At 40.8% G+C, this 26446-nt stretch carries 22 protein-coding genes; 9 read left to right on the top strand and 13 right to left on the bottom strand.

Features of this window, described 5'->3' with window-relative positions:
- A partial coding sequence (locus H6G76_RS31250; protein ID WP_190709590.1) for an NAD(P)/FAD-dependent oxidoreductase occupies nt 1–1505 on the bottom strand: 1505 nt, incomplete at its 3' end.
- Nucleotides 1506–1596: 91 nt separating this feature from the next.
- Between H6G76_RS31250 and H6G76_RS31255 the strand changes: the two genes are divergently transcribed.
- Nucleotides 1597–2379, top strand: a complete 783-nt coding sequence (locus tag H6G76_RS31255; RefSeq protein WP_190709592.1) for an ABC transporter ATP-binding protein — start codon at nt 1597–1599, stop codon at nt 2377–2379.
- 16 nt (nt 2380–2395) lie between these two features.
- Nucleotides 2396–3841, top strand: a complete 1446-nt coding sequence (locus H6G76_RS31260) for an MlaD family protein (RefSeq protein ID WP_190709594.1) — start codon at nt 2396–2398, stop codon at nt 3839–3841.
- Between the two features lie 187 nt (nt 3842–4028).
- On the opposite strand, the gene recG is transcribed toward H6G76_RS31260, so the two are convergent.
- From recG to H6G76_RS31300, 8 genes are all read right to left on the bottom strand, one after another.
- On the bottom strand, nt 4029–6527 hold the full coding sequence (recG, locus tag H6G76_RS31265) for an ATP-dependent DNA helicase RecG (RefSeq protein ID WP_190709596.1): 2499 nt from the start codon (nt 6525–6527) through the stop codon (nt 4029–4031).
- 70 nt (nt 6528–6597) lie between these two features.
- Nucleotides 6598–7455 carry a hypothetical protein gene (locus H6G76_RS31270; protein WP_190709598.1) on the bottom strand — a complete coding sequence of 286 codons (858 nt, stop codon included), beginning with the start codon at nt 7453–7455 and terminating at the stop codon, nt 6598–6600.
- Nucleotides 7456–7646: 191 nt separating this feature from the next.
- Nucleotides 7647–8591 carry a translation elongation factor Ts gene (gene tsf / locus H6G76_RS31275; RefSeq protein WP_190709600.1) on the bottom strand — a complete coding sequence of 315 codons (945 nt, stop codon included), beginning with the start codon at nt 8589–8591 and terminating at the stop codon, nt 7647–7649.
- A gap of 153 nt (nt 8592–8744) precedes the next feature.
- The gene (gene rpsB / locus H6G76_RS31280) at nt 8745–9542 is read right to left on the bottom strand and encodes a 30S ribosomal protein S2 (protein ID WP_190709601.1); all 798 of its coding nucleotides are present in this window, start codon (nt 9540–9542) and stop codon (nt 8745–8747) included.
- A 147-nt stretch (nt 9543–9689) separates the two neighbouring features.
- Nucleotides 9690–10658: a glycosyltransferase family 2 protein gene (locus tag H6G76_RS31285; protein WP_190709632.1), complete on the bottom strand. Its 969-nt coding sequence runs from the start codon at nt 10656–10658 to the stop codon at nt 9690–9692.
- A gap of 95 nt (nt 10659–10753) precedes the next feature.
- Nucleotides 10754–11464 carry a response regulator transcription factor gene (locus H6G76_RS31290; RefSeq protein ID WP_190709603.1) on the bottom strand — a complete coding sequence of 237 codons (711 nt, stop codon included), beginning with the start codon at nt 11462–11464 and terminating at the stop codon, nt 10754–10756.
- 190 nt (nt 11465–11654) lie between these two features.
- Nucleotides 11655–12362: an NYN domain-containing protein gene (locus H6G76_RS31295; protein WP_190709605.1), complete on the bottom strand. Its 708-nt coding sequence runs from the start codon at nt 12360–12362 to the stop codon at nt 11655–11657.
- A 1072-nt stretch (nt 12363–13434) separates the two neighbouring features.
- Nucleotides 13435–14385: an SGNH/GDSL hydrolase family protein gene (locus H6G76_RS31300; protein WP_190709607.1), complete on the bottom strand. Its 951-nt coding sequence runs from the start codon at nt 14383–14385 to the stop codon at nt 13435–13437.
- 334 nt (nt 14386–14719) lie between these two features.
- Between H6G76_RS31300 and H6G76_RS31305 the strand changes: the two genes are divergently transcribed.
- From H6G76_RS31305 to H6G76_RS31315, 3 genes are all read left to right on the top strand, one after another.
- Complete coding sequence (locus H6G76_RS31305; RefSeq protein ID WP_190709609.1) at nt 14720–14860, top strand: hypothetical protein; 141 nt, start codon at nt 14720–14722, stop codon at nt 14858–14860.
- Between the two features lie 185 nt (nt 14861–15045).
- The gene (locus tag H6G76_RS31310) at nt 15046–17937 is read left to right on the top strand and encodes a glycerol-3-phosphate acyltransferase (protein ID WP_190709611.1); all 2892 of its coding nucleotides are present in this window, start codon (nt 15046–15048) and stop codon (nt 17935–17937) included.
- The gene (locus H6G76_RS31315; RefSeq protein WP_190709613.1) at nt 17937–18275 is read left to right on the top strand and encodes a cupin domain-containing protein; all 339 of its coding nucleotides are present in this window, start codon (nt 17937–17939) and stop codon (nt 18273–18275) included. Before H6G76_RS31310 ends, H6G76_RS31315 begins: the two co-directional genes overlap by 1 nt.
- Nucleotides 18276–18340: 65 nt before the next feature.
- On the opposite strand, the gene rimJ is transcribed toward H6G76_RS31315, so the two are convergent.
- Both rimJ and H6G76_RS31325 read right to left on the bottom strand, forming a co-directional pair.
- Nucleotides 18341–18913 carry a ribosomal protein S5-alanine N-acetyltransferase gene (gene rimJ / locus H6G76_RS31320; RefSeq protein ID WP_190709616.1) on the bottom strand — a complete coding sequence of 191 codons (573 nt, stop codon included), beginning with the start codon at nt 18911–18913 and terminating at the stop codon, nt 18341–18343.
- Between the two features lie 10 nt (nt 18914–18923).
- Nucleotides 18924–19136 (bottom strand): pentapeptide repeat-containing protein, encoded by a 213-nt coding sequence (locus H6G76_RS31325; protein WP_190709618.1) that lies wholly within the window; start codon nt 19134–19136, stop codon nt 18924–18926.
- Between the two features lie 189 nt (nt 19137–19325).
- Here H6G76_RS31325 and bioB point away from each other — a divergent pair, with 189 nt between their 5' ends.
- Complete coding sequence (gene bioB, locus H6G76_RS31330; RefSeq protein ID WP_190709620.1) at nt 19326–20327, top strand: biotin synthase BioB; 1002 nt, start codon at nt 19326–19328, stop codon at nt 20325–20327.
- Between the two features lie 190 nt (nt 20328–20517).
- On the opposite strand, the gene petL is transcribed toward bioB, so the two are convergent.
- Nucleotides 20518–20613, bottom strand: coding sequence for a cytochrome b6-f complex subunit PetL (petL, locus tag H6G76_RS31335; protein WP_190709622.1), 96 nt, complete (start codon nt 20611–20613; stop codon nt 20518–20520).
- A gap of 184 nt (nt 20614–20797) precedes the next feature.
- Between petL and aroB the strand changes: the two genes are divergently transcribed.
- The gene (gene aroB / locus H6G76_RS31340; protein WP_190709624.1) at nt 20798–21892 is read left to right on the top strand and encodes a 3-dehydroquinate synthase; all 1095 of its coding nucleotides are present in this window, start codon (nt 20798–20800) and stop codon (nt 21890–21892) included.
- A 345-nt stretch (nt 21893–22237) separates the two neighbouring features.
- Nucleotides 22238–22678 (top strand): hypothetical protein, encoded by a 441-nt coding sequence (locus tag H6G76_RS31345; protein WP_242056602.1) that lies wholly within the window; start codon nt 22238–22240, stop codon nt 22676–22678.
- Between the two features lie 191 nt (nt 22679–22869).
- Here the strand turns inward: H6G76_RS31345 and H6G76_RS31350 are convergent, their stop codons facing one another.
- A complete protein-coding gene (locus tag H6G76_RS31350; RefSeq protein WP_190709628.1) occupies nt 22870–23781 on the bottom strand; it encodes a polysaccharide deacetylase family protein in 912 nt (303 codons plus the stop codon).
- A 988-nt stretch (nt 23782–24769) separates the two neighbouring features.
- Between H6G76_RS31350 and H6G76_RS31355 the strand changes: the two genes are divergently transcribed.
- Nucleotides 24770–26320 (top strand): glycosyltransferase family 39 protein, encoded by a 1551-nt coding sequence (locus tag H6G76_RS31355; protein WP_190709630.1) that lies wholly within the window; start codon nt 24770–24772, stop codon nt 26318–26320.
- Nucleotides 26321–26446 lie beyond the last annotated feature (126 nt).

The raw sequence follows: 26446 nt of genomic DNA on the forward strand, positions 1-26446 counted from the left end.
ACACCCCTTTTTAATAACTCTGCTATTTGCGATCGCTCAACCAAACTATTCGCACATAAAATACCAGAAGCGGCGACTGCTGGCACACCAATTCCAGGCATAGTGCTATCACCTACACGATACAAACCCTCAATTGGCGTGTGTGTACTGGGAAACATCCCTTTATCGGCAGCAATAGCAGGGCCATAAGTTCCTTGATACCGTCTGAGATAATAAGCATGAGTTAGCGGTGTACCGATAAGTTCCAATACAACCCGTTCTCGAATATCAGGAATAATCCTTTCTAAAGCCCGATATAAAGATTGCGCTTTGGCTTTTTTATGCTGTTCATAGCAATCATTGCGTTCCCAACCGGCAAAAGGCTCAAGGGTATAAACATGAACTACATGATGTCCTTGAGGTGCTAAACTTGCATCCCAAACGCTAGGAATCGATATCATGCAAGTGTTCCCTGGTGTGGTGATATCTTGCTGAGAATCATGAACTACTACATGATGTCCTGTTAAATTTTCTAACCCATCGGCTCGAATACCTAAATGCAAATGCATAAAGCTATCAACGGTGGGTGTTTTCAATGCCGTTTGGCGGTAAGCTGTGGGCAAATCTTCAGGACGCAAAAGTTGATTGTAAGTATCCCAAATAGTAGCGTTAGAAATTACAATAGGCGATCGCAAAATTTCACCGCTTTTTAACTTCACCCCAACCGCTTTACCAGACTCCACCAAAATTTGCTCAACGTGGCAGCCTAAACGCAATTTACCACCCCAACGTTCTAAACCGCGTATTAAAGCCTTGACAATTGCTGCACTACCCCCAACAGGATACTCAACCCCAGCGCGAGAACGTTCACCCAGCATAAAAGCCACCTCTGGGGCAATGGTTCCGTGGGCTTTTAACCCAGACAGCAGAAAACATTCTAAATCTATTAGTCTTCGTACCCAAGGGTCTTTAACTGTAGCATCCATGATGTTGCCTACAGAAGATTGCACCAATGGCAAATAAGGTAGCATTTTCCCTAAAGATGGCAAATAATTCAACAACATCAACATTACCTGCCAGTCTGCCCGTAAAGCTAGTGTAGGAATACCTTTCATCGCCTCGTATAAACCCAGCAAACGTTCGGCAAAACGTTGAAGTTCTTGTGCGCCTTGAGGTGTAACTTTTGCTATTTCGTGGTAGTAAGTTTGAAGATTGCTATATACAGCAACACTAGCTTCCGGAAAATGGTAATGTCCCAAAGGATCGTAAGCTATAACTTTCAGGGATTCTTCTAAAACATCAAGAACTTGTTTTAGAGGGTTTAAACTAAAGGTTCCTGAGAGTCCACAATAAAAGGAGGGGCCAGAATCAAATTCAAATCCTTGTCGTCTAAAACTATGGGCTGCACCTCCAGGAATTGTATGACTTTCACATACAGTTACCTGCTTGCCATAACGAGCAAGTAATGCCGCAGCACATAAACCACCGATACCACTACCAATAACTATGACATCATTATTTGTCATTGGTCATTTGTCCTTTGTTCTTTGTTCTTTGTCTAAATCTTAATGACTATTGACCATAGACTATTAACCATTGACTATTGACTATTGACTAATGACTGAACCATTAATTGAACTAAAAGGCGTTTCTAAAGCCTTTGGCAGCAATAAGGTTTTAGATAATATAGATTTAACTATTTATCGAGGAGAAGCCCTAGGAATTATCGGCCCTTCCGGGACGGGAAAATCAACAGTTTTAAGAGTGATAGCGGGGTTAACAAGCCCTGATGAAGGCGAAATATATGTACAAGGGGTACGAAGAGAAGGGTTGATAGAAGATGGTGCGGATACTGTGGGTATTGGGATGGTATTTCAGCAAGCGGCGTTATTTGATTCCTTGACTGTAGAAGAGAATGTTGGTTTTTTACTGTATCAAAATTCCAAATTACCGCGATCGCAAATTCGAGAACTAGTTAACGAAAAGTTAGACATGGTAGGCTTACCCGGAATCAGTCATCTCTACCCCTCGGAACTTTCTGGAGGGATGCGTAAACGGGTAAGTTTTGCCCGTGCGATTATGTCAAACCCGGAAAATCCCAAAGAAGGGCCAGAAGTTTTACTATATGATGAACCAACCGCAGGCCTTGACCCCATTGCTTCTACGGTCATTGAAGATTTAATTCGTTACCTACAATGTACGCAAGGAGTCTGTAGCACCTATGCCATTGTTACCCACCAAGATAGTACTATTCACCGGACAGCTGATAGACTAGTGTTTCTCTATCAAGGTAGAGTGCAGTGGCAAGGTACAGTTAGTGAATTGGATAGCACTGACCACCCATTAATAAGACAATTTATGAGTGGAAATGTGCAAGGGCCGATTCAGGTTGTTGGTTAGGTGGGTAGAGATAAAAATGCGAGATTTTATTACAAACCGCTTCACATCTAGACGAACACTCAGAGAAGGTTCAGTCGGATTATTAATTCTACTGGGGCTTGGTTCTTTTGCAGCGATTCTTCTTTGGCTCAATGGAGTAAATGCTAGAGGCAACTCTTATAAGTTTATTGTCGAATTTGCCAACGCTGGTGGAATGCAAAGAGGTGCAACAGTCCGTTATCGTGGGGTAAAAGTAGGCAGAATTTCTAATATTGTAGCAACTGCTAACGCCATTGAAGTAGAAGTTGAAATTACTCCAGATGACTTAATAATTCCCAATGATGTCATAGTTGAAGCTAACCAAAGTGGATTGATTAGTGAAAGTATTGTCGATATTAGACCAAGAACAACATTCGTTGCCCAAGTCAAGGCTAAACCTGTAGATAAAAATTGTAATCCTAGCCTCATCGTTTGTAATGGTTCTCGGTTAAAAGGTCAAATTGGTATTAGTATTGATGACCTAATTCGTAGTACCACTGAATTATCTAACTTATACAACGACCCAAAATTTTATCAAAGAGTTAATCGACTGTTAGAAAGTTCTTCCGCCGCAGCCACCAGCGTTGCATTACTCAGCCAAGATTTACGAGGTTTAAGCAAAAGCTTTCAAGGACAAGTAGGTACATTTGGTTCCACTGCTAATTCCATACAAAGAGCAACTAATCAATTAACGGCAACTACTACGAAAACAGCAAATCAATTAGGAGTCACTGCTAGTCAATTTGGTACAACAGCGCAGCAATTTGGAGCTACAGCTAGCACAGCAAATCGTTTATTAACTAACTTAGACGAGCTAGTTACTAATAATCGTTCTTCCTTGGTTAGTGCTTTAAATAATATTACCGAAACTAGTAATCAATTGCGCGTTGCCTTTAGCACTTTATCTCCATCACTAAATCGTTTAACTCAAGGAGAAGTAATTAAAAATTTAGAAACTCTATCCGCGAATGCAGCCCAAGCTTCAGCTAACTTACGCAATGCGACACAAACTCTAAGTGACCCCAAAAATGCCTTATTACTGCAACAAACTTTAGACTCAGCACGCGTAACTTTTGAAAATACTCAAAAAATTACCTCTGATTTAGATGAGTTGACAGGCGATCCCGCTTTTAGAGAAAATCTTCGGCAATTAGTGAATGGTTTGAGTGGTTTAGTATCTTCCACCCAACAAATGCAGCAGCAAGTAGAATTTGCCGCCACTTTAGACACTCTTAAATTAGCGTCTCAAAAACCACATATAGTACTTCCTACCCCACCTGCAACCGAACAAGCAACTACTATTGATCCTTCAACGGCTACTGTAAAGAGTATCGACAAAGAACCTCAACCAACTCCCCCAGCCACTCTCAATGCTTCACAAGAAAAGCTATTGCAGCAACTACGAGAGTATAGCAAGCAGCGTGAGCAAAATTCAGAGAAATAAGCATAATTGACACAAAACCTGTCAAAATTTTACTCCTCTGCGTTCTCCGCGTCTCTGCGGTTCGATTATTAACTAATAACGTGCGTTACAGATGCTTGCTCGAACGCATTAAAAATTTTAAACGGTGCGTTGCGCTACGCGACAACACACCCTACTGTCTGTTTCCGCGTCTCTGTGTGAGATAAAATCACGTTAAAATCGCACCACCCATCAATCGTTCATATCGATACTTCAACTCTTGCTTCATCCCATACCAACGCTCTAACGTTACATCTATTTCTATCACCTTCTCTGCTGCTTGCCGCGCTAACAGCAGAACTTCCTCGTCTTCAAGCAAACTCGCTAAAGTAAAATCTGGCACACCAGATTGACGCGTTCCCAACACTTCCCCAGGGCCACGAAAACGCATATCCATTTCCGAGATGAAAAAGCCATCCTGAGACTGTTCCAATACCTTCAGCCTTTGTTGAGCATCAGGGCTTCGGGAACTGCTCATCAGCAAACAAAATGACTGAGCCGCACCCCGACCAACACGCCCCCGCAATTGGTGGAGTTGGGACAAGCCAAATCTCTCTGCATTTTCAATGAGCATAACCGTAGCATTTGGTACATCAACACCTACCTCAACTACAGTTGTAGATACCAAAATTTGCGTTTTATTATCTCGAAATTTGGTAATTGCTTCGTCTTTTTCGGCTGAACTCATCCGCCCGTGTAGTAACCCAACTTGAAATTCAGGAAAAACGCTTTCTTGTAACTTTTGATGCTCCTCTACAGCCGATCGCAAGTCTAGTTTTTCTGATTCTTCTACCAAAGGTAACACTACATAAGTTTGCCTACCTTGAGCAACTTCTCGGCGGATGAGTTCGTAAGCATGGTTGCGCTGCTGGCTAGTTAGCGCGGTAGTTTGAATTTTTTGTCTTCCTGGTGGTAATTCATCAATTTGGCTAACATCCAAATCCCCATGAATTGTCAGGGCTAGTGTCCGAGGGATAGGAGTCGCAGTCATTGTTAATACATGGGGTTGTTCGCCTTTTTGTTGTAATAACGCCCGTTGCTTTACCCCAAAGCGATGTTGTTCATCTATCACCACCAACCCTAACCGCTGAAAATTTACAGGGTCTTGAATTAAGGCATGAGTTCCCACTAATAAAGGTAATTGCCCTGTTTCTAACTGTGAATGAATTTCTCGGCGTTTAGCCGTCCTCGTGGAACCTGTGAGTAATTCCACAGGTAAATGTAACAAATTAAACCAGCTAACTAACTTGCGATAATGCTGTTCTGCCAATACTTCTGTAGGAGCCATTAATGCTGCTTGGTAGCCAGATTGAATTGCAGCTAAAATTGCCACGACAGCCACAACAGTTTTACCGGAACCAACATCACCCTGTACCAAACGATTCATCGGTGTGGTTTTCTGCAAGTCAGTCAAAATATCGTTGAGGACGCGTTGCTGTGCGCCAGTCAGCTGAAATGGTAGAATTTCGTAGAAATTTTCAATTAATTGACCTTTAGGAGCAAGAATTGCACTGGTTTGAATAGCCTTTGCTTGTTGCTGACGTTGGAGTAAGCCGAGTTGCAGGTAGAAAAATTCGTCAAAAACTAGACGACGACGGGCAGCTTGTAAAGTATCGCTGTCAGAGGGAAAGTGGATATTAGCGATCGCATCTTTTAATTCCATCAAACCATACTTTTCTCGCAAACCTTTGGGTAAGGGGTCTTTGAGAGAAGCTGCCGCCGGTAAAGCTGCAATCACCGCTTGGCGCATCATATTTGCCATTATCCCCTCGGTTAGGGCATAAATTGGCACAACCCGCCCAATAGTCAGCGACTCAATGGTATCGCCTGGATTTGCCAAAACTTCTAGTTCTGGGTTATCTAGTGTCAAGCCATATTTACTTTCTTTCACCAACCCACAGGCGGCGACCACACTACCTACTGGATAGCGGCGTTTCATACTTTCTTGCCAACCACGGCTAGTAAACCGCGCCCCAGCCGAAAAGCGTCCTACTTTAATTTGGCCAGTATTATCTTTCAGTACCAGTTCTAAAATCGATAATTTTTGATTTTTTGGGCTAGTGAAGCAATTGCAACGCTTCACACTAGCCACGATAGTTACTGTCTCACCCGCCTGTAACTCGCGGATATTTACCTGACGCGCATAGTCAATATGGTCGCGGGGATAGTAAAAGAGCAAATCTCGCACGGTATACAAACACAAAGCTGCTAATTTGTCAGCTTTACGGATGCCTATTTCTGGTAAGTCGCTGAGTTTTTGGTCAATTTTCGGAGCTAGTCTACTGCTGACCTCATTAACAACAGGCGTAGCCTTGGGAACTTTAGATTTATAAATCCTCCCCTGCTCCCCTGCTGCCCTGCTCCCCTGCCTTTCTAGCTCCTCTGGATCTTCCAGTTGCTTTTGCAGTTGGTCAAGATACCTACGAGTTGTGGCAATTAAATTTTGTCTTTCTTTGACTTCCAAATTGGGATAGCTGGCAAACTTTGTCGCCAATTCTTGCCAACGGCGACGCTCAAGTGCAGGCAAAGCCATCGGGAATTTCCCAAAAGTCAAGCTGAGAAATTCACTAAAGCGGTATTGTCTGCCCATCAAGTCTGTAAAGCCATGCTCTGCTTCTATTGCTAAGGCTTTATGTAAGCGTATCCAATCTGGTGTGTCATTAGTCATGGGTTATTGGTCAATGGTCAATGGTCAGGTCAATAGTCAATGGTCAGGAGTCTTTACTTTTGACTTTTGACTAATCCTCATACCAACTTGAACGCCAAGCTGCTTCGGCTTCTGCAATCGAACGTTCCCGTTGCTTCTTTTGATACTCCCGTCCAAGTTTTTGCAGTTGTACTAAGATATTACGAATTTGTTTGCGGCTAGAGGCAAGTGTCGCGTCGGCAAATTCGATTTCTCCCAGTCGCAAATTAATTGCCATGATTTGTGTCAGGCTAGAGTCTTCTTCATCTTGCTCATTTTCAATTTCAATTACCAAGTTTAGGAGATTTGGCGGCCCTGGCATGATTTCGGCGGCGGCTTCTGAGGCGGCGGCGGCGGCTTCTAAAATTGGTTCTGGTATTTTTTTGGGTAAGATACCAGCTTGCTGCAACAACACATTCGCATCGTGAGAAACTTTTTTTAATGCTTGTTGTGTTAATTCTTCCAAACTACTTTGCCATTTTGCGAGTTCTACAGGGTTAGAAGAGTCAGGTTTTTCCAGTCCTAAATCTTCAGCAATTGGCTCTTCCTCTTCTTCCTTATCTGCTTCATCTTCTATGCTTGGCAAATCCGAATCAGGCGTGTCTATATCTGCCTTGACTTCTTCTACTTCACCATTGACGTAAGTGAGTAATTCTTCTGCTATCTCTTTACCTAATTTGCGGATGGCTTGCTGCAATTTTTGCCGTTGATTCAACGACAATTTTAAGAAGTTTTCGGGATAACCCTGAGTACACAGGTGATAACTTGCCAGGATCAACTGTTTTCGCACAGCTTCACCCAAGAGGGTGAGATAAATAGTATAGGCACTTTGAAGTTCTGCTGCGATCGCGCGTAGCGCTTCTTCCAGCATCGCCAAATCCCGCTCAATTCGCTCAATTGCTCTCGCCATATGTTTTCTAATTGCTCATCTGAACCTGCTTTTGGTACAAATGTACGCAGTTATCTTCTAATAATAAAATACAGGTCAGTTTTAGTGTAAACTGACCTGTTTTAAAAAAGTCATTTGTCATTTGTCCATAGTCATTAGTCAATAGTCAAAAGCAATAACCGTTGACCATTGACCCTTGACTCTTGACCAAATTACTTCGCTCCAATTTGAGCCGCAACTTCATCAGCGAAGTTAGTTTCTTGCTTCTCAATACCTTCGCCTAGGATATAGCGCACAAAGCGGTTGACTTGAACTTCTTCACCGACTTTCGCCTTAACTTGCTTGACCAATTCTTCTACAGAAATACTTTGGTCACGGATGTAAGGCTGATCGAGCAAAGTCATCTCTTTGAGACGTTTTTCAATCCGTCCTTGAACAATTTTTTCTCTGATGTTCTCAGGTTTGTTCGCCAAATCTTCCTTGCCCATTTCGATGTCTTTTTCTTTTTGGACAACGGGAGCCGGAATTTGGTCTACGCTGACATACTCAACGTTGGGACAAGCTGCAACTTGCATCGCCGCATTCCGTGCCAAGGCTTGGAATTCTTCGTTACCAGCAGCTGCATCTGAGGCAGATTTTACTTCAACCAGCACACCAACACGACCACCAGTGTGGATATAGCTGTCTACTACTCCTGCTGTACCGTCTGCTACTGCAAAGTTGACAAAACGGCGTACCTGAATGTTTTCACCAAGGCTAGCAATGCTTTGCTTGATGAATTCATCTACAGTAATGCTGTTGTTTTCGATGTAAGGTTGAGCTAGCAAAGACTCAAGAGTATCAGCAGTTGCAGCTTGCTGGGCTAGGTTCTTAACTAGAGATTTAAAAGCCTCATTTCGGGCAACGAAATCGGTTTGGCAGTTAACTTCTATCAGTACGCCTACTTTGCCGCCTGGCTGAATGTAGGTTTCTACTAGACCTTCAGCTGCGATGCGATCGCTTTTTTTACCCGCCGAAACTAGGTTCTTTTTACGTAGCCAATCTATAGCTTGTTCAATGTCGCCATCAGTTTCTTTTAGCGCCTTTTTGCAGTCCATCATGCCGGCACCAGTTTTTTGGCGTAGCTCTTGGACGAGTTTTGCAGATATTTCCGCCATGTTGCCTCAATTCCTAACTTGACCTAGAGTTTGTATCGCTTACGGGCGTTAAGTATTTCTATCTTACTCAGAAGTGAGAGCAGTCTGAAGTCTGAAGTGTAAAGTCTGAAATTTAATCTTTCATACTTCATACTTCATAACTTCATACTTGATTTATTCTTCTTCGTCTTCGTCGTCAGGAATCAACGAGTCTGAGTAGTCAGTTTCCTCGTACTCGTAATCTTCCTCACCGCCTTCGTAATCTTCGTATTCTTCTTCTGCATCCAGCTGACCATGACGGCCTTCGTAAATTGCATCTGCCAATTTGCCAACTATCAGCTTGATAGATCTGATAGCGTCATCATTTGCTGGAATGGGAATATCTACAACATCAGGGTCACAGTTGGTATCCAACATAGACACAATGGGAATCGCCAATTTTTGGCATTCTTGAACTGCGTTATATTCCCGCCGTTGGTCTACAATCACTACCACATCAGGAACTTTCCGCATGGTTTTAATACCACCCAAATACTTTTGCAGCTTTGCCATTTCTCGGCGCAGCATGGAAGCTTCTTTTTTGGGTAATAAATCTAACGCACCATTTTCTTCGCGGCGTTCTAAGTCCTTCAAGCGGTCTACTCTGGTTTTGATGGTTGCCCAATTGGTGAGCATTCCACCCAACCAACGCTGGTTAATGTAGTGAGCGCCACAACGAGATGCTTCTTGAGCAATGATTCCGGCTGCTTGGCGTTTGGTGCCGACAAACAAGAACTTCTTACCTTGCTCCGCTTGGGTTCTCATATAGTTATAAGCGTTATCCATCAACTGGGCAGTTTGCACCAAGTCAATGATATGTACACCGTTGCGGGCAGTGTAAATGTACGGGGACATTTTAGGGTTCCAGCGACGGGTCTGATGCCCAAAGTGAACCCCTGACTCCATCATTTGAGCCAATGAAACTACTGGCATATATTCTTAACTCCTATTCGGGTTAAACCTCCACCCAGGTGTATTTTCATAAGAAAACACCCGAACTCCTGGATGTGCGGAATTTAGACAACTCTACTAGGTTAACACATAGGTTAACCTACTATGTCAACCTGCTAATTTTTAATCTCATGCAACCTTGTGCATTTGAGCGTAAGCCTCATAAACGCCTTTGACGTTATACCAATTGAGAAAAATTCGGGCTACTTCTAAAGCTAATTGGGGTTTACCTGATTTAATTAACCATCGTAAAAAGGGAGCCATTGTGCGTTCATTGAGTAACCCATTCAGCGAGAGAATGCCCCAAAGTAAACGATGCAGCCATGTCATTTGAATCATCATCCGCACTTCCCAAGTAGGATGCTTTTGATAAAACAAAACACCCATGCGACCGCGTTGAATTTCTTTGTCGATCAAGTTGGGAATTTGCTCTAAGTTAAATGGTGGATGCCAGTGATAGCCAACGGCTGCGGGGCATTTAATCAACTTTAAACCCAGGTTTTTCAGCCTCACACCTAATTCTAAGTCTTCCCAACCGTAGAGTTGAAAGCCAGTATCAAATAATCCGGCTTTTTCTAACCAATGTTTAGGAATAGCTACGTTACCTGTGGCAAAAAAAGCAGCAGAGAAATCTGTAATTTTATAAGGTTCAGCCGTAGGATTATCGAAGTTACAAGTATTAATTACTGCACCGTAGGTAAAAAAGCGATCGCTCCCTATTGTCTCTTTCCCCTGCACCAGAGCGTCAGCGTGAGCTTGCAAAAAGTTTTTCAGCACCACCAAATCGCTATCAATGAAGATGATGGTATCTCCTAGTGCCTGTTCTACCCCCAAATTCCTAGCCGCAGCTGGCCCTGCATGGTTTTGCTGAAACCACCGTACATGGGGAAACTCTTCTTTATTTGCCACTAGCCAATCTAATGTCCCGTCAGTAGAACCATCATCTACTAGGACAACTTCATAATTAGTAACTGTACTTGATGCACTCAATTCCTGCATTTCCAAGGCTCGGAGGCACTTTTGTAAAATCGGCAAGCGATTGTAAGTCGGTATAACAACGCTGAAAAACACAGTCTCACCCACAACAGTATTACCCATCTCAAGCATAGGACAGTGCAGCACTAAACACTGTTCCTTACCTGATGGCTACGCAAATGACAGGCTAATAAAATTGCCTTGTTTATTCACTACACTCACAATACAGACGAGTCTTCAAATTTATAGCCGACCCCAACCACAGTTTTAATAAAAGAAGGGTTCGCCGGGTCAGGTTCAATTTTCTTGCGTAACCGTGCCACATGAGTATCTACAACCCGTTCATCACCAAAAAAATCATCGCCCCAAAGTTTGTCAATTAATTGAGTACGGTTCCAAACTCTTCCGGGGTTGCTGACAAAGGTGCTTAACAAATTGAATTCTAAGTTTGTTAAGTCTAGAATTTCTGGTTCCTGGGAATTTAACAGGCGAGAAGCTGTGCGTTGTTCGACATCTACGATAAAATTTTGAGTCCGAGTTACCTGATGTTGTCCTCCTTGGCGGAGGCTACGTCTTAATAGTGCGCGTACCCTAGCAACTAACTCTCTAGGACTGAAGGGTTTAACCATATAGTCATCAGCACCAGTAGATAGACCAATGACGCGATCTATTTCTTCACCCTTCGCAGTTAACATCAATATATAAGGGTCTTTCGCGCCAGGTTTTTGACGAATTCTGGCACATACTTCCAACCCATCCAACCCAGGAATCATTAAATCTAGAATAATTAAATCGGGTGGTTGCTCCTGAAACATTCGCAAAGCACTCACACCATCGCGGGTCATGCGACAAGAAAATCCCTCTTTTTCTAAAGAAAGTTGGATTAACTGAGCAATTTCAGATTCATCTTCAACGATTAAAATGTCCATTGCACCTGGGATTAAGCGGAATACGTAGAGTTTCCTGGCTTGTCATTGTACTCTAAAAACTAGCCAGGAGTTAGGAGCTATAAAATTTAAAAGGCAATAGGGAACAGGGAATAAGCAAGAGTATAAAGTTAAGGATAAAACTTTTTACTATTGCCTCTTGCCTCTTGCCTATTGCCTATCCCAAAAGAAGTTAAATTTGAGAATTAGACAGTGAGCGATAGTTGTAGCCTACATGGGAATCCTTTTGAATCTCTTGCTTAATGCTATCAAGATCAATGAAATAGTCCGCCACATCAATTAAGCTGTCGCTGGTCATGGTTCGCAAACTTACAACTTCAACCCGACCGCCTTTGCTAGTGACAGCATCAACTGCATAAGCTAAAGCTCCATCGCCGCTAACCAAAATAGCAGTATCGTAATAAGGAGCTAAAGTGATCATATCGACAGCAATTTCTACGTTCAAATTAGGTTTTTTGCAATTATCTGTCAGCTGAACTTCTTTGGTAACTACACGATAACCATTCCGACGCATCCAAAACAAAAATCCTTGTTGTTTTTCATTTGCTTTGGGACGTGTTGGGTTTTGTCGTGCATCAACTACTGTGTAAAAGAAAGCCCGTAACAGCCGCGAACCGGAAGTTAAACGACACAGCAACTTGAGATAGTCAATTTCAATTCCTAGTTGCAATGCTGCATGAAATAGATTTACGCCATCAATGAAAATAGCCACTCGTCCACGGTTTAATCCGTTGATGGTAGAACTCTCCGTTCTCGGTTCTCTGTAATGAGGATGCTCGTTTCTGAGATGACTTTTAACTAGGATTTTTCCTGATGAATGCGATTCCTCTTCGAGGTGTTTATATGCATTTTTAGGTTTGGTAAAATTGGAGAAAGTCATTGAATCCTCGGAAAAATTTTAATTTGTCAAGGCTGTTGAGAAATTACCAAGAAAACATCTGTGCTAGTTTATCTATCTAGCAGCCACTGGGATTAATTGACTGGTCATTAAGTTGATACATTTAATTTGCACATTAATTTGTAGTGTGTGTTTTGTTAAAAACTATTAGCCATTGGTAGTGATTAAAAACAAAATAATGGCTAATTAAGGTATTAACAAAAACAGTGCAATATTGAAATATATGAGCTTAAGACACGCAAATTGTGTTAATGCAGATTCCAAAAAATAATGCCCCAGAGTGATCAACTCTTATGAGAGCAAGGTTTACGAGATATTCCCTTTGCCTATATATACGCGGCTCTTTACTTTTACTCACCGCCTGTCAACTTATCACAGAATTAGAAGCTGCTTTCTGTTAGGTGAATGATAAAGAGTGCTTGGCATCTCTTCTCATTGTACAACCGCAGTGCAAAATACTTCAATCCAGCATAAGTCGATATTTATTGAGTGGGTATTAGCTACTGTTTTTGTGATTTATATATACTTTTCATGAAAAATGTACGACTAAAAAATACTGAGTTTAACTTATATCTCCAAAATTGTTTTATTGTTTATGTTTTCCAATTAATAATATTGTATTGTTAATTGCAGAAATTATTGATAAATTTAGTTAATCAACCTGATCAAGTGAAATAATCAATCAAATAAACTGCTAAAAATATTGTAATTAATATAACTGGTAAAGTTAATCTTTAATTCTTCTTAAGATAGAGGGCATTACTCTAAAGATAGAGATAGATTTATTTATAGACTAGTCCACAAAAATGTCTTTGCTCATCTCCTCCAATGGTTTTTGACCACGGAGGTTGTTTTTTGAGATTTTGCTGGAAAATTTGCATAAAAACATAATTTTGGCAATTTAAAATTCCCAACAATTTAAACTAGTTGAGAATCTGATTGTTTATGATTGATATATCTAGTGATCGCAATCATCAACGCAGACTATAAAATGTGAAAAAAAGCACATTTCTCTGTTAATCAAGCGAATTGTAGGTTTAAACAACAGATTTCGTCAATTTAAACTCAATATTTCTAGTAGAGATCGCTCTATAACTCCACTCACGAATTGATTACCTTGCAAATTCATGTGGATAGTGTCATGATACAAGGCTTTGGGGTTCGGGCTGGCGTTAAATAGTGGCAGAAAATCTATATAAGGAATTTGCTGGACTTTGGTAAAGTCACTCAACCGTTGACGTGCTTTGATTTCATAATCGAGAGGGACTGGTTTACCTATCTCTCGCAGTAAGGGAGTCATCGCTAACAGAAATTTACTGTTGTGTTGATTAGCTAAGGCTTGGATTTTACCGATCGCCTCTAGATTAACACCTACGCGATCGCCCCCTTCTTTCTGAATTGCTTGCAGTTCGGGTATGGGTTGCTGTTTGGTGAGGTAACGTTGCCAAACTTCTATTAATGCTAAAGCAGGTTTACTATCTGGATAGTTGCGATCACGTCCTACTTGTACGGATGTTGGGTTAGTAGCAAACAAATCATCGGTATTAATTAATAACACTACAACCTGAGCCGAAAAATTGCCAAACCTCTGCAAATAAGCTAACTCGTTTCTTGGCCCCCAAGAATTAGCCGAAGCATTCAGAACTTCGACTTGCTGATATTTGTCAGCGATCGCTGATTTTAGCGAATCCAGCATCAAGTTGGAAATAGTATTCTTTTGATCTGTCCACCAACCACCATTGGCAATTGAGTCGCCTAATAACAGTACTCGCAGCGTTGCGGGTGCAGGTATTTTTTCGATGGGACTGCTACGCATCGAAAATTGGTTAATCTCTATTTTATTGCCATAGCGGCGGGTGTGTTGGTTGGGTGCTAATAAGTAACCAATCTGAGAATCGCCTAAGTAAATTAAGGGTTTCCCAAAACCAAATAGCGATCGCAAACCTATCTCCAAAGCAGTTAGCAGCCCCACCAGTACTAATATTATTAAGAATAATATTTTCATTTTCTCATTTTCTCCTCATTAAATATAAGTAGTTAAATATACTGTATGTTTTTAACATATTTAGTTGCATAAACTGATTGCCTAAATGTAAGGATTACTGAAACCAAGCAATAGTTATCGTCCAATATTATTACTTCTAACTAAGTAAATCTAAATATAGAGGCATTCCTTGTATAAAGTGAGATAGTACCTCTAACGGCGTAAGTAAAATTGGTGATGTAATTGTTGCAAAGCTTAAACAAAATATTATTAGAAGTTTCAGATGTTTTGCGAACAGAAGGACTACAATCAAAACGGACAAAATTGGACTCTAACAAAGGAGGATTTAAAAGTCATGTCCGACTTAAATAGAGGAATTATGAAATTTGAGGGTGCAGACTCCCCAAAATTAGTTACGATCTCTACTGTCTTGTTGTTAGGTTCCATTGCTGGCCTAATTATTTGGGCGTTGCAAGCTGCCTATGCGCTAGACTAACTCACGAACAGATCTAGGAATTAGTATTTAACAGGACACTGGCAAAAAACGGTTTCCGCCGCCGCTTAGTGTCCATTAACCTAACAAAAAACCACCTGTAAAATCGTTAAATAACTTTCAACAAAATTTTATAATTTGAAATTTGAGATTTTAGATTAAGATGGCATCTAAAATCCAATATAAAAATGCTTGAACTTTGGGGTGCCTTAGTTATTTTAATTGCCTGCCCTTTATTAGGAGCGTTACCCCTCATTGCCTGGATTACCCACGGGTTGACAGGTAGGCAGTTATCGCAAATTGGCACAAGAAACATAAGTGTATCAGCCGCATTTTATCATGGCGGCACATGGGTAGGGCTTTTGGCGGTGCTGTCAGAAGCTTTGAAAGGAATTGCAGCAGTTTTGCTGACGCGTGCTTTTTTTCCTGAGGGTTCACCTTGGGAAATAGTAGCCCTAATTGCTTTAGTCTTAGGTAGATTTAGCTTCGGCAGAGGTGCAGGTACAACCAACGCTGCGTGGGGATTTGTCATCCACGATCCACTAGTGGCAGTGTTTGTTACCTTTTTAGCAATGACCACATTTCTAGTATCCCGTAACAAACAATTGGTGAAGTACGGAGTATTAGTTTTATTTCCTCTGTTTGTCATCATCTTACATTCGGATGACTTATTTAGAATCATCGCCGCGATCGCTCTAGCTGCCTTATTAGGGTGGATTTACACACAACTGCCAGACGATTTAGATTTACCAGTCGAACAAGCACAAACAGATTCTCAAGAAGCATTCAAGAATTTGAGTGGCAATCGCCCGATTTTGACTTTAGATGATGAGTTAGAAGCAACTTTAGTTGGGCAGAAATCTGCTACTCTTTCGCAAATTAAACGCTGGGGCTATCCTGTACCAAAAGGATGGATACTCGCCCCTGGGGATGACCCTGAAAAATTAATTGCGATTCTCCAACCTTCAGATTTATCGCCTTTAATCGTGCGTTCTTCGGCAATTGGCGAAGATTCCGAACAGGCTTCCGCCGCCGGACAGTATGAAACGGTGGTGAATGTCACCAGCAAACAGCAGTTGCAAGAGGCGATCGCCATAGTACGAAATTCCTATAATCACCCGACGGCTGTACAATATCGGAGCGATCGCGGTTTACCAGATACAGCAATGGCAGTTTTGGTACAGCAGCAAGTCCAAAGTGTGTATTCCGGAGTCGCTTTTACTCGCGATCCGATTACTCAGCAAGGTGATGCCATTGTTATTGAAGCTTTACCCGGTAGCCCGACACAAATTGTCTCTGGGCAAGTCACCCCAGAACCATACCGCGCCTTTGTCGTGGAAACAGACAATATTTCCTCAGTTCATTTAGAAGGTACAGGACAAGTCCCGCAAGCCATTATTAAACAAGTCGCCTACCTTGCCTACCGCATCGAAAAACGTAACCACGGCATACCCCAAGATATTGAGTGGAGTTATGACGGTCAAACTTTGTGGGTGTTGCAGTCCAGACCAATTACTACCCTGTTACCTATTTGGACACGCAAAATTGCTGCCGAAGTGATTCCAGGTGTGATTCACCCCTTAACTTGGTCAATTAATCGCCCGTTAACTTGTGGAGTGTGGGGTGATATTTTCACACTTGTTTTAGGCGATCGCGCTTCTGGATTAGACTTTACGGAAACTGCTACGCTGCACTATTCTAGGGCTTATTTTAATGCCTCCCTCTTAGGAGATATTTTTCTGCGGATGGGCTTACCGCCTGAAAGTTTAGAATTTCTCACCAGAGGCGCGAAAATGAGTAAACCGCCTTTGCAGTCAACGGTGCAGAATTTACCAGGACTGATGCAGTTGCTCAAGCAGGAACTCAATTTAGACAAAGACTTTAAGCAGGACTATCGAGAGTTATTTATTCCAGGGTTATCGCAGTTGGCGCATGAGTCAATTGAAGAACTAGAAGCGTCTCAAATATTAGAGAGAATTGACTTTAACTTACAATTACTGCGTCGGGGAACCTATTACAGCATCTTAGCTCCCTTGAGTGCGGCAATCAGACAATCTATTTTTCGGGTGAAAGATGGGCAGATTGATAACAGTGTGACACCAGAAGTGGCCGCATTGCGATCGCTCAGTGCTTTAGCCGCCGATGCTAGGCAGGTACTAAATGAGGTTGAGCCAGATAAAATTTTTGAACAGTTAGAACAAACCCCTGAAGGACAAAAAATTCTTTACGAATTTAATGAACTATTAGAGGATTACGGCTATTTAAGTGATGTAGGTACTAACATAGCCGTTCCCACCTGGAAAGAAGACCCCCGACCGATTAAGCAGTTATTCTTACAGTTAATTCAAGGAAGCCAATCAGAAACAGGTGGTGTCGATCCGATTAATCAGGCTTTATCAGGCAAACGCAAGCGCGGATTTGTGCAAGAACGTATAGATATTAAAGGGCGTGTCACTGAGGTGTATTCGCGCTTATTAGCGCAATTGCGCTGGCGATTTGTGGAGATCGAAAAAACTTGGTTAAAATCTGGATTGCTGAAGGAAGCAGGAGATATCTTTTTCTTAGAAATCGGAGAAGTTAGACAACTAATTGCTGGCGAAGATGCTGCCTTGAGAGAACGCTTACCAGAAATCATAGAATATAGGCGATCGCAATTCCTCAAAGATAGCCAGATTCCCCAAGTCCCACTATTGATTTACGGCAATACGCCACCCCATCCGCTTGCGCCTTCGCCCCTATATTCTGACCAAGTTTTACAGGGTATCCCCGCCAGTCATGGACAAGCCGAAGGCCGGGTAAAAGTAGTGCGAAGCCTAGAAAATATGCCCCACATCGACCGAGATACAATTTTGGTCGTACCTTATACCGATTCTGGCTGGGCTCCTTTGTTAGTTAGGGCTGGAGGGCTAATTGCCGAAGTTGGCGGTAGACTTTCCCACGGTGCAATTGTCGCGCGTGAGTATGGTATTCCGGCTGTAATGGATGTGAGAGGGGCTACTTGGTTGTTACAAGATGGTCAAAGAGTTAGGATCGATGGCTCTAGGGGTATCGTAGAACTATCTAACGACTTAAGACCATAATGATTATCACTTCCCTCAATAACTTGCCCCAAGAATCCGTTTCCCATAATCCCGAAATCAAAAAAAAGGTGATGTTACGCCTTGGCGATTTACCTCACCTCACCAACTTTTCCCAAGCTCGTTTTGCTCCCGGACAAACAGCCCCAGCACACGCCCATCAAGATATGTGTGAAGTCTTTTTTGTCGAAGCTGGTTCCGGGATAATTCGTGTAGATAACCAAGAATACCCCTTAATTCCGGGAAATTGTATAGCCATAGAACCAGGAGAAAATCACGAAGTAATTAATAATGGTGAGACAGAACTGATTCTCACCTACTTTGGTTTGCGAATGGAATAAGCAAATCTCTCCTCTGCTCCCTTTCTTCCCTGCGGTCTAAATAGACAAATTAAATATGTAACAACTTACTTACCTGCTTGCCAGTGAGGATTAGTCAGACTAGTGAGAATATGATCTTGCCATTTGCCATTAATTAATAAATAGTCCCTGGCATATCCTTCAACCACAAAACCTAACCTTTTTAAAACATTACCACTGCGTTGGTTATGTGGCATATAATTTGCCATAACGCGATGCAAGTTTAAGTCTTCAAATACATAATCAATTGCTGCTTTTAAGCCTTCGGTCATGTATCCTTTGCCTTGAGACTTTTCTGCTAGGCTATATCCTACATAACAAAAATGCGCTACTCCCCGAACAAAATTGCTGAAATTGATAGTGCCAATAATTTTGTGGGGGTTATTTTGGGGAAAAATAAATAATTTTAAAGATTGGTCATGAATGAATTCTAAGAAACTATTTTCTAGTTGATATTGCCAATATTCTTCTGTAAAGAAATGCTCTGCCCATTGAGGATAGAACGGAGTTAAGTAAGCTTGATTCTCAATAAAATATTCGAGGATTTCGGGAATATCCTCTTGAATGGCAATTCTTAATAATAGGCGATCGCTAGTAATAATTGGTAATTCAGATTTCATCTTAAATTAATTACAGTAATAACTTACGCTGACAATATTTAGCTTTTTGAACCTCCCTGATCCCAGCCAACTGCGGCTGAAACTGCTGATCGAAGATAGTAAAACTGTTATAACAAGATTTATTAAGATTAGCATTTTCTAGGTTTGCTACACGTAAATCTGCACCGCGCAAGTCTGCATAAGCGTAATTTGCACTTTGTAAATTTGCAGATTTTAAGCTCATACTTTGGGAAATCGTGAGTAGTGAAGATAACTATTGACTATGGACAAATGACCAATGACAAAAGACTGCCATCCAATCAAAATCTTGGTAAGCTGATGTCTAATGTCTACAACCCTAGGATTGAAAGCGGTACTTCTAAAAATCCAGTAAAAAGACAGATATTAATCAATCCAATCAACAAGAAGGATTATGTCGGTGGGAATACGCTACGATTGGCAGGAAGCAGAGATTCGGAAAATTTACGATATGCCATTGCTAGAGCTAATTTATCAAGCTGCTAGCGTGCATCGTCAGTATCACAACCCAAGGAAAATACAGGTCTGTAAACTCATCTCCATTAAAACAGGAGGCTGCCCTGAAGATTGTAGCTACTGCGCCCAATCTTCTCGTTATAAAACAGAAGTGAAACCACAGGCGCTATTAGATAAGGACACAGTAGTTAGTATTGCCCAAACAGCTAAACATAAAGGTGTCAGTCGTGTCTGTATGGGTGCTGCTTGGCGAGAAGTCCGAGACAATTCTCAATTTGAGACAGTCTTGGAAATGGTGAAAGAAGTTACAGACATGGGTTTAGAAGTCTGCTGCACTCTGGGAATGTTGACAGCAGACCAAGCAAAGCGACTGGAAGCGGCAGGGTTATATGCTTACAACCATAACTTAGACACTTCTGAGGATTATTACAGCACAATTATTACCAGTAGAACTTATAGCGATCGCCTGAATACAATTGAAAATGTCCGGCAAACTAATGTGACTGTCTGTTCTGGCGGTATTCTGGGTTTAGGCGAAACTGCTGATGACCGTGTATCGATGTTATGCACACTGGCAAATCTCAGCCCGCACCCAGAGTCAGTCCCAATTAACATTCTTTCCCAAGTCGAAGGCACACCCCTAGCAAATCAACCAGATGTCCCCTTCTGGGAGATAGTGCGGATGATAGCTACAGCACGTATTGTCATGCCAACTTCTGATGTGCGCCTCAGTGCAGGACGGGCAAGGCTTTCTCAAGTTGAGCAAGCTTTTTGCTTCATGGCAGGAGCCAATTCTATCTTCTCCAGCGACGATAACAAAATGCTCACTGTCACCACGCCTTGCCCAGACTATGATGCTGACCAAGAAATGTTGAACTTGCTGGGCTTAGAAATGCGTCCACCCGCCCAAAGACCAGAACCAGCAGTAATTCCCCGTTAGGGACTAGAGACTAGGGGCTAGGGGCTAGTTTTGGATATTTGGTTGTCAGATATTCTTGTGAATGGCTGACTTGAACGTGCTGAGAAGCCCAGTGCATAAGCGGATATGCCAACTTTAGCGGACTAGAATTTGTCAAATCCTCAGTAAAAAATCCTAACCTCTAGCCTCTAATCTCTAGTCTCTACTTGAATTAGAGAATTTTAGCAGCACGTAAACCGAACAGCAGACCAGTTGCTAGTCCGGTGAATAAAGCTAAAAAGCCGATGTAAGCCACTACTGCAAACATTTTGATGTTTCTCCACAATACTTCACTAAATCTATTGAATCATTAGTTATTAGTCATTGGTCAATGGTCATTAGTCATTAGTCATTTGTCCTAAGTTTCTTCCCTAGCCAGTCTGCCCCTCTACCCTCCTGCTCACCAAATTGCGGTAGAATACAAGCCCACGGGCGCATTTTAGGGTTGGGCAATGACTTCTGTAATTAACGTGAATTTACCGCAGCAGTCTTATGAGATTGCGATCGCACCTGCTAGTTTAGATCAAATTGGTCAAAGGATGGCCGATCTCCAGCTAGGCAAGAAAGTACTAGTAGTTTCTAATCCAACTATTTTTAAACATTATGGCGAAAGAGCGATCGCATCGCTACAATCTGCGGGCTTTGACGTAGTTAGTTATTGCTTACCAGCCGGGGAACGTTACAAAACCCTTAATTCTATTCAAAAAATCTATGATGTTGCCTTAGAAAACCGCCTGGAACGTTCCGCCACAATGGTAGCTTTGGGGGGAGGCGTAATTGGTGACATGACTGGTTTTGCCGCCGCTACTTGGCTGCGGGGAATTAATGTCGTGCAAGTCCCTACCACTCTCTTAGCAATGGTAGACTCCGCCATTGGCGGCAAAACAGGTGTAAACCATCCCAATGGTAAAAACTTAATTGGTGCATTCCATCAACCGCGTCTAGTTTTAATTGACCCAGAAGTCTTAAAAAGTCTACCTGTGCGTGAGTTTCGTGCAGGTATGGCAGAAGTCATCAAATATGGCGTAATTTGGGATGCTGAATTATTCGCCCAACTAGAAGCCAGTAAAAATCTCAACCAACTCCGCTACATCAAGCCAGAACTACTCAACGAAATCTTAACTCGTTCTTGCCAAGCCAAAGCAGATGTCGTTGGCAAAGACGAAAAAGAAGGTGGACTAAGGGCTATTCTAAATTACGGTCACACCATAGGCCATGCGATCGAAAGCTTAACAGGCTATCGTTTAGTCAATCATGGTGAAGCTGTAGCCATTGGCATGGTAGCCGCCGGGCAAATTGCTGTGAACTTGGGAATGTGGCAACAAGAAGAAACCGACCGTCAAAACGCCATCATTCAAAAAGCGGGTTTACCGACTCAAATACCTGCTGGGGTTGATATTGAAGCAATTATTGACGCACTCCAACTAGATAAAAAAGTCAAAGCCGGGAAAGTGCGATTTGTCTTACCAACCCAAATTGGTGTAGTCACAGTAACCGACCAAGTACCAGCCGAAACCATCCGGCAAGTATTACAAAAAATGCAATAAATTACCTAATTACAATTAAACTAGCCAACTGCTAGTTTGCGTCATGATTCTCCAAGCTAAAAATCAATTCCTAAATGAATTATAAAAATTAGATTTGTCCAGATCCCCGACTTCTCAAAGAAGTCGGGGATCTAACTTCTTACCAATGCTTGATTCCTACCATAATATAAATCTTTGACTGGCAACATTACGGACAGTGCAATTATTAAGAGCAATAAGAAGAAATCGTTAATCTGCTCAATGATGAAGTAGTGGCTGTTAACCTAGTGTATGGATAACATGACAACAAAGCAAACCATAACACTCTAGGATTGTTCGATGATCAGATTCATGTGTTTCCCTGTAATGGCTTTTTTATTATTGGATTTTGAATGCCAATTAGCTTTTTCTCAAAGTCCTAATAATGACCATCGAACGAAGTTAATTAAATCACAATCAACATTTAAAGTAAACACAGCCAATATTATAGAAGTTGCTGAAGTCACCAGAGAACTTGATGAAAAAACAGCACGAGATTTAGTTTGGCAGTTACCAGAGGTACAACGTAAAGCGCGGGAAATAGAAAGACTTTCTAAAGGTGCTATCAAAGTGGGTGCTGTAGTTGATGTTTCTCCTACTCCCAATGAACCTTACTATACAATCCGCATATTTGAAGACCAACCAGAATATGATTCCACAATTTATTGGTTTCGTGTATCCAGAACTAGTCGAATGATTGAAGTTCTTGACTTGATTGAAAATCAATACATCAGTTTAGAAGAATGGAAAGAACAATTAAAACGTTAAAAAATGAAAAACTCAGGTTTTTTATAATAGCCTGAGTTCATAAATTTTGAATTTTTAATTAGATAAGATTACTATAGTAACTTATAGCAAACGAAACATAGTTTAAGACATCAACAGATGAAAAAACCTAGACTATACAAGGATTTTAACTCTGTTCTCTGTCTCCTCTTCCCTCTCACCTGCTATAGCTATTATTTTTTGTGAGCTATTAAACTTTGCTCTTTATCTTGCATTTCTAAAAGTTCTGGAATAGTAACAAAACGGTATCCCTGCTTACGAAATCTAGCAACAATCTCTGGTAAAGCTTGCACAGTTCGAGAGCGGTTTCCACCTCCATCATGCATCAGCACTATTCCACCGGGTTTAGCCAACCGAAATACATTATCAACTAACTTTGGTACAACTGGCTGGGAATAATCTACAGAATCAGATGACCACATGACAACTGCATATTTTCTATTTCTCGCATAAGCAGCCACACCATTATGCATGATCCCGCCAGGTGGTCTAAACAAATTTGTTTTCACACCTGTAGTTTTATAAATTAGGTCTGTTGTATGGTCAATTTCGTAAGCAGCTGCCTGTTGATTCATGAAATGATACCAGTGATGCCAAGTATGATTCCCAATAGCATGACCTTCTATATTTACACGCTTTAATAGGTCTGGATAATTTTTGACGTTGTTCCCAACGACGAAAAATGTCGCTTTGATATTATTCTGTTTGAGAATATCTAATACTTGGGTAGTGCTTTGGGGCCAAGGGCCGTCATCAAAAGTTAGGGCAATTACTTTTTGCGCTGGGCTGAGTTTAGCTTCTTTAATTGTTGCACCTTGAAAGCGAGCAGCTAAGGCATAACCAAGCCCTTTAGCTTGTGCTTCTTGTTGCCAACTTGTAAGCATAGCTGCTTTTAAGCTCTCAATACGTTTTTGAGTGCCTACTTTAGCAACTAAATGACTATTGTCATTTATTATTTGGCTACTTTGCGCTTCAGAGGTATTTGGCTTAATAAGCATCATGACACCGACACTCAAGGTAGCACCTAAGGCCAGCAACGCAATTAATATACCTTGCGGCCAAAGTAACGATTTATTGTTTTCCACTTCATAGCTCCTTCAAGGGTAGAACCATTCATGACGGTTCTGACGGTACTTTATAGCACACTTTTTTCTAAGAATTTATATACCCAAATTTTCTTCTTTAATCCTGAAATTTTGAATCTAGATTAATTGAAGTTAACATTTGGTTTTGCTTATACAGCTTAAATTACAGCAAAAGCAATCTACCTTGGAGCGATCGCTACCCAAAAAATATTTAGGTATTATTCAACCGAATTCTCATTCTCCCTACCCAACTAGTATGGAGGTTTTGCTTAACAAGAGATTCAGTGAAATCACTTATTTTGGTATACCATTCTCTAAACTTAGTCAGCACTTTCACTTTTAATAACTAAGTTTTATTTCAACATTCCAAAATTACGCTTACATGGTAATTACATCTCTATTTTTGGTATTGCTGCAATGACTGCAATTGATGTAAAGGAATGTTATCGAAAAGTTCTCAGTTAATAAGTACAAATTTCAATAGTCTGACTTGTTTACCAAAGACTTATGAGTTAGGTTTAAATCTTTCTCACCTCCTGAGATTAATAAGATATAAACAAAATATCAAGCATTGATTTGCTCAGAAATCATCTCATTAGCTATAAAGGCTTTATAGGTATATTTTATTACTAAGAGACATTTTTTCCATTTAATAAAAATTAAATTTCACTCTACTACTGTGCTAATTGCTGTTTATCAAGTTAATTAACAGCAAACTATAGAAAATAGTTTCTCATCTCTAAAGCACAGCAATTAGTCAACCTATATACGCTTTCACTATTTAATGAGATGATGTGAGCAAATCATAATAGTTAATTTTGATAACAGATTAAATTATTTTCAATTAACATCAGTAAATAAGTTTCTTGATTAATTCTTATAGTACAATTATAAAACTATTTTAAATAATTTAATACATAAAAATCAATACGTTACAGTAATTAAAATGGCATTTTTTTTATTGTACGATTAATTTTATTTTTTTGATATGTTTGCATTTCGAGATAAAGAATGGCTATTGCTCTTACTTATAAGTTCTTTAGTTATATGGTTAGTATTTTTAGGCAACTTACCTTTAAGAGATTGGGATGAGGGTACTGTAGCACAAGTTGCCCGTGAAATTTGGCGCGCCCCATCTGGTTCTTGGCATTGGCTATACCCCACTTTGGGAGGTGAAGCTTATCTCAACAAGCCACCCTTAATGCATTTACTAATTGCTTGGGCTTACTCTTTGGGAGGTGTAAGTGAGTGGACAACACGCTTACCGGGGGCTATCTTCACTGCGTTAGGAGTACCTTTGCTGTACTTAGTAGGGCGTTTAGTTTTTGACCAAAGTTTACCTGCTTTGTTTGCTGCTTTGGTTTACTTAACAATGTTACCTGTGGTGCGTCACGGACGCTTGGCAATGCTTGATGGTGCAAGTATTACTTTTTTTATATTGTTATTATTTTGTCTGCTCAAAGCTCGGCATAATTATCGTTGGACTTTAGGCGTAGGAATTTCTCTAGGACTAATTACCTTAACCAAGGGGATGCTAGTTTTGCTTTTAGGCGGAATCGCCGGATTATTTCTCTTAGCATCTAAACAATCTGTTTTGTTGAAAAGTCCTTACTTATGGGTAGGAATTTTTGTAGGAATCACGCCTGCGATCGCTTGGTATTTGGCCCAATGGCAACATTATGGTAGTAATTTCTTACAGGTAAATTTACAAGCCCAAACCTTTGCTCGCTTAGGACAGTCTGTTGAAGGTAATGCCGGGCCTCCTTGGTACTATTTAATTGAGTTACTCAAATATTCCTTCCCCTGGTTGTTGTTTTGGCCCGGAGGGTTTTATTTAGCCTGGAAACAACGCCAAACTAGTTGGGGTAGCTTAGTTTTAATTGGCACCACTATTTACTTAGGAACTATTTCCTTAATGACTACCAAGTTACCGTGGTATATTATGCCCGTGTATCCATTTTTAGCTTTAGCAATTGGGGCAAAATTGCATGAAGTTTGGCAAAAAACTGATTTTAAAGCCAGAATTTGGGGATATTTGATTTTTGTAATTGCTATTGCTGGCTTAGGCGGCTGTGTTTACTTTGCTATTGGCGATTATCAACCTGTGTTAATTGCCATGAGCATAGTTTTAGTAATTACTATGAGTATAGGAGGATGGCTGATTTTAGCAGGCGATCGCAGATTTATTCCAGTTTTATTTGTTGGAATGTACTTAGTCTTACTACTATTAATGAGTTCTCAATCTTGGATTTGGGAATTAAATGAAAATTTTGCAGTCAAACCAGTAGCAGCCTTAATTCGTACCCACCTACCACCAGGGACTAAAATTTATACTTCTTTTGCTTATAGTCGTCCTAGTTTAGATTTTTATTGCGATTGCAAGGTTATTTCTGCGAATACCCAAGTCTTAGAACAAATGTGGTCTAATAAATCTTATTTATTATTAGATAATTCAAATTTGGATAAGATGAATTTATCTAGAAATCAAGTTATCGGGACTAGTGAAGGGTTTACCTTGATTGCCCCAACTAGTAATTAATAGTTATTTAGTTACTATTAATTTTGGCTCTCCCAGACTAGATATGATAAATTAGTAGCAGAAATACCAATTGAGTAGAATTCTTCTTCTAAAATTATCAAAGTTAGTTAAACCATAAGCTCTTCT

This window comes from Nostoc sp. FACHB-152 (assembly GCF_014697475.1).
Lineage (GTDB): Bacteria > Cyanobacteriota > Cyanobacteriia > Cyanobacteriales > Nostocaceae > Nostoc_B.